The organism is Chryseobacterium sp. C2(2020), from assembly GCF_014218915.1.
Taxonomy (GTDB): Bacteria; Bacteroidota; Bacteroidia; order Flavobacteriales; family Weeksellaceae; genus Chryseobacterium; species Chryseobacterium mucoviscidosis.
The window spans coordinates 35,986-52,444 of the sequence record NZ_JACLCT010000019.1 but is presented as its reverse complement, the minus strand read 5'-3'; the positions used below and the strand labels follow the sequence as shown (position 1 = coordinate 52,444).

At 36.5% G+C, this 16,459-nt stretch carries 16 protein-coding genes and 3 tRNA genes; 7 read left to right on the top strand and 12 right to left on the bottom strand.

What is annotated here, in order from left to right:
- Positions 1-25: 25 nt before the first annotated feature.
- The 6 genes from H6W52_RS12290 to H6W52_RS12265 all read right to left on the bottom strand — a co-directional run bounded on the left by H6W52_RS12290 (position 26) and on the right by H6W52_RS12265 (position 2,345).
- Positions 26-97: transfer RNA gene (locus H6W52_RS12290), tRNA-Glu, on the bottom strand.
- Positions 98-190: 93 nt separating this feature from the next.
- A tRNA-Glu gene (locus H6W52_RS12285) sits at positions 191-262 on the bottom strand.
- An 11-nt stretch (positions 263-273) separates the two neighbouring features.
- Positions 274-528: a 30S ribosomal protein S20 gene (gene rpsT, locus H6W52_RS12280; RefSeq protein WP_076391798.1), complete on the bottom strand. Its 255-nt coding sequence runs from the start codon at positions 526-528 to the stop codon at positions 274-276.
- Positions 529-595: 67 nt separating this feature from the next.
- Positions 596-916: a hypothetical protein gene (locus H6W52_RS12275; protein WP_076391800.1), complete on the bottom strand. Its 321-nt coding sequence runs from the start codon at positions 914-916 to the stop codon at positions 596-598.
- 10 nt (positions 917-926) lie between these two features.
- A tRNA-Glu gene (locus H6W52_RS12270) sits at positions 927-1,001 on the bottom strand.
- A 57-nt stretch (positions 1,002-1,058) separates the two neighbouring features.
- Positions 1,059-2,345 (bottom strand): N-acetylmuramoyl-L-alanine amidase, encoded by a 1,287-nt coding sequence (locus tag H6W52_RS12265; RefSeq protein WP_185144383.1) that lies wholly within the window; start codon positions 2,343-2,345, stop codon positions 1,059-1,061.
- A gap of 65 nt (positions 2,346-2,410) precedes the next feature.
- Here H6W52_RS12265 and H6W52_RS12260 point away from each other — a divergent pair, with 65 nt between their 5' ends.
- From H6W52_RS12260 to H6W52_RS12250, 3 genes are read left to right on the top strand one after another with little or no spacing between them, the layout of a single operon-like run.
- On the top strand, positions 2,411-4,999 hold the full coding sequence (locus tag H6W52_RS12260; RefSeq protein ID WP_116096005.1) for a putative LPS assembly protein LptD: 2,589 nt from the start codon (positions 2,411-2,413) through the stop codon (positions 4,997-4,999).
- Positions 5,000-5,055: 56 nt separating this feature from the next.
- The gene (locus H6W52_RS12255; RefSeq protein ID WP_076391804.1) at positions 5,056-5,436 is read left to right on the top strand and encodes a RidA family protein; all 381 of its coding nucleotides are present in this window, start codon (positions 5,056-5,058) and stop codon (positions 5,434-5,436) included.
- Entirely contained in the window at positions 5,436-5,888 is a 453-nt protein-coding gene (locus H6W52_RS12250) for a hypothetical protein (RefSeq protein WP_108409502.1), read from the top strand. Before H6W52_RS12255 ends, H6W52_RS12250 begins: the two co-directional genes overlap by 1 nt.
- Positions 5,889-6,187: 299 nt before the next feature.
- On the opposite strand, the gene H6W52_RS12245 is transcribed toward H6W52_RS12250, so the two are convergent.
- Entirely contained in the window at positions 6,188-7,711 is a 1,524-nt protein-coding gene (locus tag H6W52_RS12245; RefSeq protein WP_116096006.1) for a trypsin-like peptidase domain-containing protein, read from the bottom strand.
- A 357-nt stretch (positions 7,712-8,068) separates the two neighbouring features.
- Between H6W52_RS12245 and H6W52_RS12240 the strand changes: the two genes are divergently transcribed.
- A complete protein-coding gene (locus H6W52_RS12240) occupies positions 8,069-9,436 on the top strand; it encodes a rhodanese-related sulfurtransferase (RefSeq protein WP_116095788.1) in 1,368 nt (455 codons plus the stop codon).
- A gap of 5 nt (positions 9,437-9,441) precedes the next feature.
- Complete coding sequence (locus H6W52_RS12235; RefSeq protein ID WP_116095790.1) at positions 9,442-10,017, top strand: 5-formyltetrahydrofolate cyclo-ligase; 576 nt, start codon at positions 9,442-9,444, stop codon at positions 10,015-10,017.
- Here H6W52_RS12235 and H6W52_RS12230 read toward each other — a convergent pair.
- Positions 9,966-10,547 (bottom strand): hypothetical protein, encoded by a 582-nt coding sequence (locus H6W52_RS12230; protein WP_116095792.1) that lies wholly within the window; start codon positions 10,545-10,547, stop codon positions 9,966-9,968. The genes H6W52_RS12235 and H6W52_RS12230 overlap by 52 nt on opposite strands.
- On the bottom strand, positions 10,531-11,709 hold the full coding sequence (locus H6W52_RS12225) for a hypothetical protein (protein WP_116095794.1): 1,179 nt from the start codon (positions 11,707-11,709) through the stop codon (positions 10,531-10,533). The genes H6W52_RS12230 and H6W52_RS12225 overlap by 17 nt, the downstream gene beginning before the upstream one ends.
- Before the next feature lie 183 nt (positions 11,710-11,892).
- On the opposite strand from H6W52_RS12225, the gene H6W52_RS12220 reads away from it, so the two are divergent.
- On the top strand, positions 11,893-12,162 hold the full coding sequence (locus H6W52_RS12220; RefSeq protein WP_116095796.1) for a hypothetical protein: 270 nt from the start codon (positions 11,893-11,895) through the stop codon (positions 12,160-12,162).
- Between the two features lie 123 nt (positions 12,163-12,285).
- Here H6W52_RS12220 and H6W52_RS12215 read toward each other — a convergent pair whose 3' ends face one another.
- Positions 12,286-13,053: a TrmH family RNA methyltransferase gene (locus H6W52_RS12215; RefSeq protein ID WP_116095798.1), complete on the bottom strand. Its 768-nt coding sequence runs from the start codon at positions 13,051-13,053 to the stop codon at positions 12,286-12,288.
- Positions 13,054-13,119: 66 nt separating this feature from the next.
- Positions 13,120-14,628 (bottom strand): DNA recombination protein RmuC, encoded by a 1,509-nt coding sequence (rmuC, locus tag H6W52_RS12210; protein ID WP_372487769.1) that lies wholly within the window; start codon positions 14,626-14,628, stop codon positions 13,120-13,122.
- Between the two features lie 274 nt (positions 14,629-14,902).
- On the opposite strand from rmuC, the gene H6W52_RS12205 reads away from it, so the two are divergent.
- Entirely contained in the window at positions 14,903-15,562 is a 660-nt protein-coding gene (locus tag H6W52_RS12205) for an SGNH/GDSL hydrolase family protein (RefSeq protein WP_116095802.1), read from the top strand.
- A gap of 50 nt (positions 15,563-15,612) precedes the next feature.
- On the opposite strand, the gene H6W52_RS12200 is transcribed toward H6W52_RS12205, so the two are convergent.
- Positions 15,613-16,368, bottom strand: coding sequence for a DUF5995 family protein (locus H6W52_RS12200; protein ID WP_116095804.1), 756 nt, complete (start codon positions 16,366-16,368; stop codon positions 15,613-15,615).
- Between the last annotated feature and the right edge of the window lie 91 nt (positions 16,369-16,459).

The window sequence follows — 16,459 nt, the reverse complement described above, 5'->3', positions numbered from 1 at the left end:
AATCACTGATTTACAGCGTGTGTAGTAGCCCGTAGGGGAATCGAACCCCTCTTACCAGAATGAAAATCTGAGGTCCTAACCGATAGACGAACGGGCCATCTAGTTTCTACGAATAATCGCAGGGTTAGTTTTTGTTTTTATAAGTTTCAACTCTTATTAATTACCAGGTTAGAGTAGTAATTAAGTTTTGTAGCCCGTAGGGGAATCGAACCCCTCTTACCAGAATGAAAATCTGAGGTCCTAACCGATAGACGAACGGGCCAACTATACTTATTAAGCTAGTTTATTAACGTGCTTAGTTAATTTGCTTTTCAAGTTAGCTGCTTTGTTTTTGTGGATAATATTTTTCTTAGCTAATTTATCCAACAAAGAGATTACTTTTGGCAATTGCTCTGCAGCAGCAGCCTTATCTTCTTCATTTCTTAACACTTTCATTGCTGTTCTAGCAGTCTTGTGGTAGTATCTGTTACGAAGTTTTCTTACTTCGTTTTGTCTGATTCTTTTTAATGCTGATTTATGATTTGCCATATCGTTCAAATGTGAGTGCAAAAGTAAAAACTTTTTTTTTATCCTCCAAATTTATTTTCAAAAATTTTTAATTTTCTTCAGATAAATATTTTTTGAGTTTATCTATTGCCTGTTCTATTTTAATATTCTCTTCTTCTCTTTCTAATTTTTTGATGGTGCTTTTCAGCATTACCATCGCATTGTTCCATTCTCCAGTGGTGTTGGTGAAGGTAAGTCCGTCAATCGTTACTTCAAAAGTCACCCTTTCTCCAGTCCTGTCAAGTCTGAAACTTATTTTATCATCACTGCCTGTTATCCCGTCTTCATTGATTTTTAAATCATAACTTTTTGGGTTAGAGTGGATTTTCTTAAAAAGCAATTTTGCTTCTTGTATTTTTAAATCCGGCATGATATAAATTTGGTAGCCTATAGGAGAATCGAACTCCTGTTGCAAGGATGAAAACCTTGAGTCCTAACCACTAGACGAATAGGCCAAATTTTGAGGTTGCAAAAGTAATAATTAACTTTTTAACTTCAAAATTATTTTTTTATTATTTGAAAACTTTTTGAATCACGGTATTCTTAATTCCTTTAGCATCAAGCTCTTTCTGTAATTTTACCGCATCCTCCAAAGTATACACTTTTCCGTAGGTATAATAGAAAACGCCGCTTTCTTTGTTTCTTTCCACATCTTTAAGCGTCTGAAGAATGAAAGAATTTCCATTCAGTTTTTCGCCCACGTAGACTTCAATGGTGTAGTATCCCGTATTTAATTTCTGGTTCGGCATAAATCCTACCGCATAGGCATTCCGGAATCCTGCATCTTTTGCTGTTTTAATGTTGATATCTCTTACAGAAGCAAGGTTGGTAACCCCGTAATAATATTTGTACTGTCCGTTCTCTTTAATAGGCAGAATATAATTTAACCCTTTTAAAGCAGGATCGCCGTCGTTGTGTTTTTCCGGAGAACTCAACAGTAAGATTCGGAAATCATTTTTCAGCGCTACTTCCGCCAGTTTATCCGGTTCAGGTTTTTTCACCACTGCGGAAACACCCGATTTTCTGTCGATCGCTTTTTTGTAATCAATAATTGCCTGATAAATACTTTCCGAAATTTCATCCTGTCCTTTTTCAGAAGCCAGATAATGACTTTCTTCGGGATGATTGATGAATCCGGTTTCAATTAATACGGAAGGCATTGCATTCATACGCAGAACGTGCAGGTTTTTCTGGAACACACCGCGGGAACTTCTTTTGTCTTTATTTACAAAATTATTTTCTACCAATCCGCCCAGAAGAAGGCTGGATTCCAGATATTTGCTTTGCTGAAGTTTCAGGGCTATTAAAGATTCCGGAGAGCTTGCATCATAAGAACCGAAGGTCTGCTTATCTTTTTCATCCAGAAAGATCACATCATTTTCTCTTTTTGCCACTTCCAGATTGGTGTCATTCTGATCCGGTCCCTGTACATAAGTTTCGGTTCCGTACGCGGTTGGTCTTTTGGAAGAATTACAGTGGATGGAAACAAAAAGATCCGCTTTGCTTCTGTTCGCAAGATTGGTTCTGTCCGATAAAGAAGGATATTCGTCGATCTTTCGTGTATAGATTACCTTAAAATCTTTATTTTTTTCAAGCATTGCCCCCACTTTAAGCGTAATGGCAAGCGTTACATCCTTTTCGGAGATCCTTCCGATATCGGTGTAGGTTCTGTTAGCTCCGTAATCACTTCCTCCGTGTCCGGCGTCCAAAACAATGGTAAATTTCTTTTGCGAAAAAATAAAGTTGGTAAACAGGATGAAGAGAAATGATAAAATTATTTTAAAATTTACTTTGTGCATCTTACAGTTTTAAAATTTATATTAATTTTGAGCCTTAATTGTATACATATAAATATAACAAAAAATTGGTCAAAACCGTCTCCAAAAATATATTACAAATTTTAATTATCCTAATTTTTAACAATTTTTTAGCACAGCAAACGCCCAAAAAATTGCCTGAAAATGCGGTTAATGATACTATTTCCAAAAAAGATACCATTGTTCTGAAAAAGGAACCACTGGATGCTGTTCTGCAGACAAAAGCAGACTACCAGAGAAGAGATTTCCAGAAAAAGATGGTGTATCTTAACAAAAATGCGCAGGTGAAATACCAGGATATGCAGATTGATGCAGACTATATTTCCATTGATGAGCAGAAACATCTCATGTACGCACGCGGAAAACAGGACTCTTTGGGAAGAATTATCGAGCCTGTTATTACAACGCAGGCAGGAAAAAAATACGAAACCACAGAATTTCAGTATAATACCTTAACAAGACAGGCAATTGCATTTAATGCAAGAACTGAAGAAAACGAAGGGGTAATTACGGCAAACAAAACCAAAAAGTACAACGACAGTATCTTCGCGATGAGCCGCGCAGATTATACCACCGATGATTATTACATCAAGAAAAAAGATACAGCGGCAGATTATTTTTTAAGAGCAAGATACCTGAAACTTGTAAAAACAAAAAACAAATCTTCCATTGTTTCGGGACCGATACAGATGTATATAGAGCAGGTTCCCACTCCGCTTATCATGCCTTTTGCGATTCTTCCTTTTTCAAGCAAAAGATCAGCAGGTATTCTGATCCCGAGTTTCGGGGAAAGACAGGATGTCGGGTTCTTCCTGAACGGTTTAGGATATTATCAGCCGATCGGGGAACATTTTGACCTTAAAATCCTTTCGGATATTTACACCAAAGGAAGCTGGAATCTGCGGCCTGAAATGAACTATATTAAAAAATACCGCTATTCCGGAAACTTTTCTGCGGACATCGGAACCATGGTTCGTGGGATCAAAGGTTTAGATGATTACAGCAAAACAGGAACGTACAGAATTGCGTGGAGACATACACAGGATTCCAAAGCCAATCCTTTCCTTACATTTTCTGCATCGGTAGATATTGTGAGTACAAAATTTTATAACAATACACTGAACAATAATTATATTTTAAATCAGAATGTTTTAAATACCCAGCAAAACTCTACGGTTACCCTTACCAAAAGATTTTTAAAACTTCCGGTTACCATTACGGGAACGGCTTCCTATTCGCAGAATTTTGCCACCGGTTTATCAGATCTTCGTCTGCCGCAGATGAACGTGGCGATCAATCAGTTTTATTTATTCAGATCCAAGACAGGAGTGCGTTCCGGTCTGCTTGAAAATTTAACGGTAAACACAGGAATTAATTTATCAAACTTTGTTCAGACTAACGAAGGCGAGCTTTTTAAAGCGGCAATGTGGGATAAACTGCAAACCGGAGTGAAAAATAACATTGCTCTGGGAACCAATACAACCGTAGCAAAATATTTCACATTCAGTTTGGGAGCGAATATTGATAATGCGTTAACCACAAAAACCATCAATAAATTCTACGACCCTATCCAGAATAAAGTAGTTACAGAAACCAATAAAGGAATTTCAGGATATTCTACATTTTCAACAACAGCAAGTATTCAGACTACTTTGTATGGACAGGCAAACTTTAAGAAAGGTTCCGCCATTGAGGCTATCAGACACATGATGACGCCAAGTATCGGCTTTACCTATTCTCCGGATTTCGGAGGTTCCGGATATGGATATTTTAAAAATTATTACGATGCAAATGGAGCTTTAACACCATATTCTATTTTTGAAGGCGGAATTATCGGAAGTCCGACGACAGGATTAGTAGGAGCTTTAGGTTTTAACATCGGGAATAATTTAGAGATGAAGGTAAGATCGAAAAGCGATTCTACAGGAGTGAAGAAGATCAAGATTTTTGAATCTCTTAACCTTTCCGGAAATTATAATTTTGCAGCGAAAGATCATCCTTTTTCCATTATTACGATTACGGGGCAGTCTTCTTTCTTTAATAATAAACTGAGTCTGAATACAAGTTTATCTTTAGATCCATACAGAATTATCTATCTTCCGGGGCAGGATGCCGGAATAAGAACAGAAGAGTTTGGTTACTTCAGTGTTCAGGGCTTCAATGTTCAGATGTCTTATCCTTTAAGTAGCGAAATCTTTGGAGAAAAAACAGATTATGCCAAAAAGTATAAAACCAAAGGGGAAGTAAGGAATGAAAATTATTATTTTGATGATGATAATTACGCGCATTTCGATCAGGCATGGACGTTAAATGTAAATGCAAACTATGCCTACACGAAAAGTTCAGCTTCCAGAACACCAACGAGACTGGCTTCTGTGGGACTGGACGGAAGTCTTAAATTAACGCCTTACTGGAACATCAACGGAAGTACCCACTACGATATGGTGACGCAGAAACTGGCATATACCAGAATCGGTTTTGCAAGAGATCAGCGAAGTTTTACCATTAATTTCAACTGGGTTCCTTTCGGGCAGTATAAAGTATATGACTTCTTTATCGGGATCAAAGCCAATATCTTAAGTGATGCGCTGAAGTATAAAGACAGAAGTTTTACACAGCCAAATGCACCTTTCTAATATTTGATTATAGAAATAGAATATAAATTTTATATTTGCACCCAAAATAAATTTTCATGAAAAAAGTAATCAACACCGTAAATGCTCCTGCAGCGATCGGACCATATTCACAAGCCAATATGGCAAACGGAATATTGTATATCTCCGGACAGATCCCTGTAGATCCTGCAACCGGTAAACTGGTAGAAGGAATTGAAAAAGAAACCCATCAGGTAATGAAAAATCTTGAAGCAATTCTTACAGAAGCAGGAATGACTTTTAAGAATGTGGTAAAAGCAACCATTTTCCTTAAAAGCATGGATGATTTTGCGGTAATGAATGATATTTACGCTTCCTATCTGGACGCGGAAAGCTTTCCTGCGCGTGAAACGGTACAGGTTTCCTGTCTGCCGAAAAATGTGGATATCGAAATTTCTATGATCGCACATCAGGATTAATGAATTTTATAAGAAATACAATTGCGGTTATCGTAGGTCTTGGGATTGCAGGACTCATCATTACTCTTGGGATAAGAGCATTTCCGCAATGGGTAAATTTCGACGCTTTTGCTCCGTTCGAGCATTGGCAGAGATTTCTTCAGAGCAAGCAGAACGACGGTGCGTTTTTCGGTTTCCTGCTGTTTATTTCCGGACTGGGAACTACAGTGGGAGGGGTGGCAACTGCCATTATCGTAAAATATGCTAAGGTGGCTTATGCTATTCTTATCGGTTTCATTATGCTTTTTATAGCCATGCTGGATGTCATTGTTTTTCCTTATCATCCTACCTTCTATAAAATCTCTATTTTTCTTACGTTCTTCCCGTTTTCGTGGATCGGAGGTAAGATTGTAGAAGTCATTTATGAACGAAAGAAGAAAAGAAGAATCGCTGAAAAAATGAATAAATCTTAAATAAAAAAACGTTGCAGAAATGCAGCGTTTTTTCTTTGTATTCAATTTCCGGAAAGTTTCTTACTAGGGTACGGGAAGGTTTCCCGCTTTCCGGAAAGTTTGCTGCAGGGGTGAAACATACTTTCCCGGTTACCTGAAAAGCTGTTGCAGGGGTGCAGGAAGCTTTCCGGAAGGCTTGTTTGCAGATTTCAGTTGCAGGATTTAAATAAGATGTTTCTGAATATTAAACTAAAAAAAACTCGGCTGCCTCATTTGAGGCAGCCGGGTTTTTGATATGAAGTGAAGTTTAGCTCTGTAAATTAAGGCATTTTAAAGCCTCTCTGATACCCTCTTCCGTAGTCATCCATATATTTGATCTGGGCAGTGCCATTGAACTTATTCAGAATGTTTTCTACATCTTTCTGAGAGTTTACAGGTTTTCCGTTGATCTCTGTGATGATGTATCCGTCTACGACTCCTGCTTTAGCCATTTCACCGCCTTCAACTACATTTTTGGCAATTACTCCGCTGTTCAGACCATAATATGCTTTTGTTTTATCATCAATACTCTGGAAATCGGCTCCGATTTTTTCCGTTACGCTCAGATCTGCTTTGGTTCTTGTAGAAGTTCCTCCTTTCTGATCTCTTAATGTAACGGTTGTTGTGTAAGGTTTTCCGTTTCTCTGGTAAGTTACCGTCACTTTATCTCCCGGACGTTTGCTTCCGATGGCAATGGAAAGATCTGCAAAATCTGTAATTGGCGTTGTATCAATTTGAGTGATGATGTCTCCTACTTTTAATCCTGCATCTTCTGCACCGCTGCTTTCTCCGAATCCTGTTACCAGAACTCCTGAGCCGGATTTATAATTGGTTTTTTTATCTTTATTGTAAGCCGCAACAAGCTGATCGTCGGAAAGATCTAAAGAAGTTACTCCTAAGAATCCTCTCTGTACGATACCGAATTTCTTGATGTCTTCAACAATTTTTCTTGCTAAGTTTGCCGGAACTGCAAATCCGTACCCCTGGTAATAACCTGTCGTAGACTGAATCGCTGAGTTAATCCCGATCAGATCTCCGTTTGTATTTACCAAAGCTCCTCCGGAGTTCCCCGGATTAATTGCTGCATCGGTCTGAATGAAACTTTCAATCGGATTAGCCGCTTTTCCCTGTGAACTTAAAATTCCAATTCCTCTGCCTTTTGCAGAAACAATTCCCGCTGTAACGGTAGAATTCAATCCAAGCGGATTTCCTACGGCAAGTACCCATTGTCCTACTTCAATATTATCAGAGTTTGCAAAATTTAAATAAGGCAATCCTTTTTCTTCAATTTTAAGAAGGGAAATATCTGTATTTGGGTCTGTTCCTACTAAAGTGGCGATATAAGATTTTTTATTGCTTAAAACAACTTCCAGCTTATTGGCTCCTGCTACAACATGGTTGTTCGAAATTATGTATCCGTCCGGAGAGATGATAACTCCCGATCCCATTCCGGAAGGCATATTGTCCGGAACCTGCTGCTTTTGTCTCTGCTGTCCTCTTCCTCCGAAAGGATCTCCAAAGAAGAAATCGAACATATCCTGCTCCGAAGCTCTGCTTGTGGTTCTGGACTGATAATTTTTGATGGTTACTACTGCCGGAACTGTCGTTTTGGCAGCTTTTACAAAATCGTCTCCCACTGCGGCAGAATTCATCCCTGCAAAGGAAACATTAGAGGATTTTGTAAAATATGATTGATCTGCGTTGTTGGAATCGTGATTAAGATACTGTAATCCTCCAACGGTAGTAGCACCGGAAATTACTCCTACTACTGCAAATGGTAATAGTTTTTTTAAAGTACTCTTCATTGTATATCTTTCTTTGTTATTTATTGATGTTAACTTTTTCATTTTACTGGAAACAAATTTAATGCTAAATACGTATGCAATTGGTACAGAATGTTTCATTTTTAACTAAAATTTAACAACAATTGCAATAATTTATGCATTATCCCATAAATTTTAAAATCTCAATTAACGAACCTTAAAAAAATATTAATGACATTATGGCATATTGATGTTTTAAATGTCATAAAATTACAAAGGTTGAAGATGATTCATCCAAAAGAGTACCAATCTGAATATATACCTGACAAATCTTATATTTTTCATTAATCTGAAAATAATTATCTTTGCAAAAATTTTCTCACTTAAAACGTTTATAGCATGCAACTGTACAACACCTTAAGCGCAGAAGAAAGAGCTCGACTAATTGATGAGGCCGGAAAAGAGCGCCTTACCCTATCTTTCTATGCGTATGCCAAAATTGAAGATCCCAAAAAATTTCGCGACGATTTATTTATAGCTTGGAATGCACTCGATGCACTTGGTCGTATCTACGTAGCGCATGAAGGAATTAATGCTCAGATGAGCGTTCCTGCGGATAATTTCGAAGCATTTCGCGAGACTCTGGAAGCATACGATTTCATGAAAGGCATTCGTTTGAATGTAGCAGTGGAGCAGGACAATCATTCATTTTTAAAATTAACCATCAAAGTCAGAAACAAAATCGTAGCCGATGGTCTGAATGATGAGACTTTTGATGTTACCAATAAAGGCGTTCATTTAAGAGCAAAAGAATTTAACAGTTTGCTTGAAGATCCGAACACCATTGTCGTAGATTTCAGAAATCACTACGAAAGTGAAGTCGGCCATTTTGAAGGAGCAATTACTCCCGATGTGGAAAACTTCAGAGAAAGTCTGCCGATTATCAACGAGCAGCTACAGGATTTCAAAGAAGATAAAAACCTTTTGATGTACTGTACCGGAGGAATCCGTTGCGAAAAGGCAAGTGCTTATTTCAAACATCAGGGTTTCAAAAATGTATTTCAATTGGAAGGCGGAATTATAGAATACACCCGTCAGATAAAAGAAGAAGGCATAGAAAGTAAGTTTATCGGTAAAAACTTTGTATTCGACCACAGATTAGGGGAAAGAATTACCGACGATATTATTGCGCAGTGTCACCAGTGCGGAAAACCGTGTGACAATCATACGAACTGTGCGAACGATGCGTGCCATTTATTGTTTATCCAGTGTGATGAATGTAAAGCGGCGATGGAAAACTGCTGTTCGACAGAATGTCAGGAAACGATCCATTTGCCTTGGGAAGAGCAGGTTGCTAAAAGAAAGGGTCTTCAGGTAGGAAATAAAGTATTCAGAAAAGGAAAATCTGAAGCTTTGAAATTTAAAAAGTCTGGAAATTTGCCGGATGCACCATTGGCAAAAGCTGAAACAAAAGATATCCGTCAGAAAATAAAAGTTAAAAAGACCTTGATCGGAAAAGCGGAGCATTATTATTCAAAATCTAAAATTGCTCAGTTTTTAATTGAAAACAATGAGCTTGCAGTAGGAGATAAAGTGTTAATTTCCGGGCCGACAACGGGAGATCAGGAAATAACCATTTCTCAGATTTTTGTGAACGGAACTTTCAGCGACACAGCAAAAGCAGGAGATCAGATTACTTTCGAACTGCCTTTCAGAGTTCGTCTGTCTGATAAATTGTACAAAATCCTTGATTCTGAAAACGCATAATCGATATGTTAAAAGCAGAATTAAGAAAAAAGTATATGCAAAAAAGAAAAGCCTTGTCGATTGATGAGGCTTTCTTGTTATCTGAAAAGATTTTTAAAAATTTCATTGAATATTTCAAACCTTCTCAAAACCAGAAAATCCATATTTTTATTCCGATTGAGAAGTTTAGGGAAGTAAATACCCAGATTTTCGTCAGCTACTTTTTAAGCAGAAAGATCCGTGTTTTTGTCCCTAAAATTGTCGATACAAGACTGATTTCGGTAGAAATTTTTGCAGATTCTAAATTTGAGTTGAATAACTGGGGAATTTCCGAACCTGTTTCTGATGAAGATTCAGGTATTCTGGATTTTGATTTTGTAATTACGCCCCTTTTATACTGCGACAGACAAGGAAATAGAGTAGGTTACGGAAAAGGTTTCTACGATGGTTTTTTTGAAACGCTTTCGGAAAAGACAAAAAAAATCGGAGTTAATTATTTTAACCCCGAAGAAAATATTGATGATGTCTGGGAAAATGATATTCCGCTCGACTATTTGGTGACACCCGATGCGGTACTGTCTTTTTCAGGAGCATCAGAGTAAAATTTCACAAAGTAAAATTTAAATTCCTTGCTTTTCTGAGAAGGTTTTGATACCAAAGTGTATTGTGCATTTCGCTCAAAATTTCCCAAAGATTTATTTTTATCCCCAAAATATTCCACATTGAATTTGGCAAAATTCAGCGTGTCTTTTTCCTTAATTTTCTGGAAAACATTCAGATTGCTGACGCGTACTTTTTTTACATTCAGGCTTTCGAGTTCTTTAAAAAGATCCTTAAAGGTAGTAGAATCAGATTTCTGGAAATACTTTTCTATTTTAGAGTAAATTGCCGTATCAATTTCCGTATTTCTCTGTCCGGAAAGATATAACGTAGACAAATCCAGCACATCCTGTACTTTTTGCGAAGTAATGGAATTGATAGCCTGAGTACTGTCCATTTTTACCGTTTTGTTGTTCGTGTTTCTTAGCTTTTCCAGATCACTCTGTCCTCCGTTTTCTTCTTTTTTAACGCACGAAGTCATGGTGAATCCTATTAATATGATAAAAAACAAAAAGTTATTTATTGTTTTCATTGGCTGAGATTTTAAATTTAATAGATACGATTTTCCCTTTGTTATCCGTTTTCATCTCGATAACATTAAGGTTTTTAAGTGATGTTGTAGGTGTGGTAACTAAGGTAATGTAATCTTCCTTATCCAAGGTTTCAAGTCCGTAAATATCACTGTCGTAAACCTGAGTGATCACGGCGTTGTTGCTGATTCGGTTTTCCAGTTGTCTTCTTTTCTGGGTGATGAGATCATTCTGTTCCTTTGAATTTTCTCCTTTTACATCTTTTGTTGAAAAATAATAAAGCGCCATCTTATAATCATCGGGTTTCAGCTCGATGGTTTCTTCTTCAGGGGCATTTTCTAAGTTTCGGTTCACTTCCAGATATTCATAAAACGGAGAACTGATCTGCATTTTAAGATTTTTGTCCTTTGTGGCATATCTGAAACATTCTCCTGGTTTTATCCTGTAAAGAATGGGAGATTCGTTTTCCTTGATCACTTTGATTTCTATTTCACGCTGAATACTTAAATTTCTGTCGGCATCCGTAAAACAGTACACATAAGTTTTTTGAAAGATCGCATCTTTAAATCCTAAAAGTCCAGTAAGAATTACCAAAATAGTGGTAACAATTGCCCAAACATTCTTTTTGAAGAAATTTTTCTTGGGTTTTTCAGCTTCTGCTAAGGAAATTTTTTCAGTCTCTGGATTTTTAGTAATTAATTGATTTTCAAGTATTGATTTTTGTAAATCGGAGTTTTCAGGGGTTTTAAATTCCTGTTTTTTAGGTAAATCGTCATCTTTTGGCAAATCAAGTGATGCAGAAACTGTTTTTTCCAGTTCTTTAAGTTCATTGTCTTTCAAATCATCATCATCCTGCAGCAATTCACCTGCAAAAAGATGCTGTTTTTTGAATTCATACCATGAGTCGTAACCTGCATAAATACTGAGTAAATTCAGCATATCGATTCTTGGCAGTTTGGTAACCGGCGAATTCTTAAAATAGGTATAGAAAGATTTTTCGCTGATGTTCCCTTTTGCCTTTTTTCTGAGATCTTCCTGAAAATAAATGATGTCGATACCCTTCCATTTCGAAATATCGTCATAGGAAGGAGTGTATTCTTTCAGATATTGAGCCTGGACATCCTTTTTTAGCTGCTCAAAATGTAATAGATCTAAGTCCGTCAATTTATTTTAAAATGATTAAATTATTGATTATCAGTGATGTTATTTTGTAAAACTATTTTACAAAGGTATTACAATTATTTTTCCTAAACAAATTTTCTATCTGCTATACCTTTGTCTTGTTCAAATAACAGAACAGAAAAAGATTTTATAAAACAATATTAACAAAATTAAATTTAATTTATTATGAAAAAGTCATTATTCGTAGCTGCTATCGCTGCAATCTCTTTAGTTGCTTGTAAAAAAACTGAAGCTAACACAACTGAAGCTTCTACAGATTCAGTAACTGCTACTACAGATTCTGCTACTGCTGCTATCGATTCTACTACAACTGCTAAAGTTGATTCAGTTAAAGCTGCTGGTGCTGCTGCTACTGATTCAGTTAAAGCTGATGCAAAAGTTGCTAAAGAAGAAATCAAAGCTGAAGCTAAGAAAGAAGAAGCTGCTAAGAAATAATCTAAGCTTAAAAATAAAAGAACCGTTTCACTCAGTGGAACGGTTTTTTTATGCTTATATGTTTAGTAATTGTTGGTTTGGTAACAATCAATGATGAACCATCACCAATCTCCAACAACCAAATTAGCCCTTCTTCTGCTTCAGTGTTTCGTAACACGTAATCGCAACAGCATTGCTCAGGTTTAAAGAATCAATGCTTCCTGCCATCGGAATCAGTGTATTTTTTCCTTTACCGATCCAGAAATTACTTAATCCCGAATGTTCTGTCCCGAATAAAACGGCAGATTTCTGTTTAAAATCTCTTTTGTAAAGATCTTCGGCAGTTTCATCCATAATCGTTGTGTAAATATTGAAATTATTTTTCTGAAGAAATTCAAACGTTTCCTGATTTTCTGCCTGAAAAACTTCCATTCCGAATAAGCAGCCTACACTTGAGCGGATTACATTCGGATTATAAAAATCGGTTTTTCCGTCTGAAACAATTAACGCATCAATTCCGAAAGCTTCACAACTGCGCAAAATAGCCCCCAGATTTCCTGGTTTTTCAACACCTTCTACAATAATGATCGTAGAATCTTCCTTTGGTTTAAACGCAGATAGATCGGCTTCTTTTGTTTTGTAAATCCCGATAATTCCTTCCGAAGTTCCGCGATAGGCGATTTTTTCGTACACTTTTTCGCTGACGAGATGAATTTTCCCTTTGGGAAGTTCTTTCTGAAAAATAGTTTCGCAGATAAAAAATTCCACGGGTTCAAAATGATATTTCTGGGCGCGGTCGTTTTCCTGCTGTCCTTCCACCACAAAAACATCCGATTTTTTACGGAATCTATTATCAGTAAGAAGTTTGGTAATGTATTTTACTTTTTCGTTCTGAAAGCTTTCTATTAACATCCTGCAAAATTAGTTAAAATTTACAGTTAAATAAAAAACCTCAGAGCCGATCTGAGGTTGTAAATTTTATTCTTCTAAATTTTCCAGTGCGGTCTGGGAGTTTTCTACCAGACTCTGCGGAAGGTCTTTCTTATTTTTTATCCCCAAAGATTTCAGCTTTTGGGTTTGGATCACCAAATTGTCATTTCCTGTTGAAAGCTGTTTGTAAGCATCATTATAAACATTTTTCGCCTGATCCAGATTTTTTCCTACTTTTTCCAGATTTTCGATAAAACCTACGAATTTATCATACAGTTTTGCCCCTCTTTCCGCAATTTCCATGGAATTTCTGTTCTGGTATTCGCGTTTCCAGAGATCGGCAATCAGTTTTAAAGAAGTAATCAGGTTGCTTGGATTCAGCAGCAGAATTCTTCTTTCGTAGGCAAAATTCCAAAGATTCTGGTCTGCCTGCATCGCTGCAATATAAGCCGGTTCGCTCGGAATAAACATCATCACGAAATCAAGGGATTTTCCGTAATCATCATACGCTTTCTGGCTGAGCTGGATAATGTGATTTTTAATAGAAGATAAATGCTGATTGAGTTTCATTAAATAAACATCCTGATCGGTTTCGTCTACCAGTTCTGTAAAAGCTGTGAGCGAAACTTTGGAATCGATGATAACATTTCTTTCATCTGGATATTTTATAACCGCATCGGGACGCATTTTTTTACCGGAAAATTCTGAGAACAATGCTTTGTTGTCTTCATCACGAAGTTCATGTTCAAGGAAATATTCTCGACCTTTTACAAGTCCGGATTTTTCCAGAATGCTTTCCAGAATCATTTCTCCCCAGTTTCCCTGCGTTTTGCTTTCGCCTTTCAGAGCTCTCGTCAGTTTTTTCGCATCTTCAGAAATCTGCTGATTCAGTTCTGCTAATTCCTTTACTTTTTCGGCAAGAGAAAAACGCTCTTTGTTTTCCTTTTCGTAGGCTTCGTTCACACGGTTTTTCAATTCTACGATTCTTTCCTGAAATGGTTCAAGGATGGTTTTAAGGTTGTTTTGATTTAAGGTGGTGAATTTTTCTGTCTTTTCTTCAAGGATTTTATTGGCTAAATTTTCAAACTGCAATTTAGATTCTTCCTGAATTTTTGCGATCTCTTCTTTCTGCGTCTGCAAAGATTTCTGTAAGCTTTCGTTAATTGCGGAAAGCTCGGAGTTTTTTGCAAACAAAGTCTGTTTTTCTGTTAAAAGATTTTCGATCTGAAGATTCTGTTTCGCATTAAATTCTTTCTGTTCGGAAAACTGAGTGTTTAAAGAAGCGTGTTCCGCAGAAATTTTGGCAAATTCATTTTTCAAATCATTAAGAAGATCGCTCTGCTGTGCATTGATTTCTTTTTCCCTGCTGATATTTTGTGTTAATTCCTGAATTTTCTGATTGGAATTTTCTAAATCGGAACTGTTTTTAATGTGTAAATTATTGAGTTCATCGTAAGAATTCCTCGAAACGGTAGAAGATTTCTGGGCGAAATATAAAATAACCGCACCAAGAATTCCTCCGGCTATAAATCCTATAATTAAATATGTCATCTCCATTTTTCAAAATTACAAAAAGGAAAATTGATTTCTTTTATGGAAAACCGTAAGTTTTATATTAGGAATTATTTTTTTTAGCGGCAAAAGCTGCAAAAGATCATTATAATACGTTGATTACGATATTCAAAACTTTCGGTGTAATAAAAAATTAAAAATCTTTTGTGACATTGTATTTAAAAATTAATCAACTAAAAGTTTTGGTTTTTCGGAAAAGATATTTGCAGGATCAATTTGTTTTCCGTTATTTCATCTTTTCAAATCAAAAATAAGTTTCATGAAATTCTTAAGCATTGCAGCCATTATGTTTTCAGCCTTGTTTTCCGCACAGGATTTTGCCAATTATACGAAATACGAAAAGCAAAATCGGGAAGTTGTAGCCAAAAAAATGGCTCCAAATTCTGTTTTTATGGGAGATTCTATTACGGAAGGCTGGTTTTCCACAGATCCATCATTTTTTACAAAGAATAATTTTGTCGGAAGAGGGATCAGCGGACAGGTAACTTCGCAGATGCTTTTAAGGTTCCGTGAAGATGTGATCAATCTAAAACCAAAAAGAGTCATTATTCTTGCCGGAACCAATGATATTGCCGAAAATCAGGGGCCTATTTCTCTGGATAAAGTTTTTGGAAATATTGTTTCGATGGTGGAACTTGCAAAAGCGAATAATATAAAAGTGGTACTTTGTTCGGTGCTTCCTGCATACGATTTCGGCTGGAGAAAAGATATGCATCCTGCGGAAAAAGTAATAGCCCTGAATACAATGATTGAAGCGTACGCAAAAAAGAACAATATTCCGTATGTAGATTATCATTCCGAAATGAAAGATTCCCGAAACGGACTGGATAAAATCTACACCGAAGACGAAATTCATCCTACGGCAAAAGGCTACGAAAAGATGGAAGCTATTCTTATGAAAAGGCTTGGTAAAAACTAAGAGTCTTATTTGGGGTCGGATTAAATTAATTGTAAGGTTACATAAGAAACTTAAACGTTTTTGGTAGAAGCCAGAATTTCTATGTTTTTTACAACGTCATTGCTTTCACATTTTTTCAATTCCTTTAATAAAGAAGGAGTGAGGATTTTTGGATTCAAAATTTGGGTGGCAACTTTTGCGGCGGCATAATCTACGATTCCGATTACGTTTTCTCTCAGAAAGTTGGGTGTATTTGATGCAATAACGGCGGTTGCCCATGAAGTATCTCTTGCTTTTGAAATGGCAAAATCCAGAATGACGTTGTCTTTTCCGTTCGAAAGCTTATCAATTAATTCTACTGGATAACAAATCTTGTTTAAAGAATCCTGAACTTTCTGGTTAATGGAAGCGATTACATTATTGATGTTTTCAAAATCTTTTTTCAGCGGATTGATTTTTCTGTAAGGCATAATGGAAGCAGCGGAAATTCCCAGATCGAGATTGATGTGTGCATTCATGCCTAAGAAAATGTGCTGTAAGATGAGCAGATTTTTATTCTTTGCGGCTTCAAAAGCGATAAACCAGGAGTTGGTGCATTTTTGTCCTTTCGAATAAGCTTCCCACGCTTCAAGATAACGTGTGGCAAAAGCAATATCCAGTAATGTCATCCTCGGATTGTCTTCAAATTTTTTCTGCTGAATTCCTTTCAGAACCTGCGCCGTCATAATTCTGTAGGTACAGGCAAAATATCCGACCGGACTTTGATTTTCTTTCGCCCAAATAATGATTTCGTCTAATTTTTTCAGAACTTCTTCTATGGTTTTCATAATGTTTTGTTTTTTATAAAGATAAGAAAACCTTGTGTAAATTTTTGTGTAAAAATATTTTGTATATTTAAATCTCCATAAAAGGAATTAT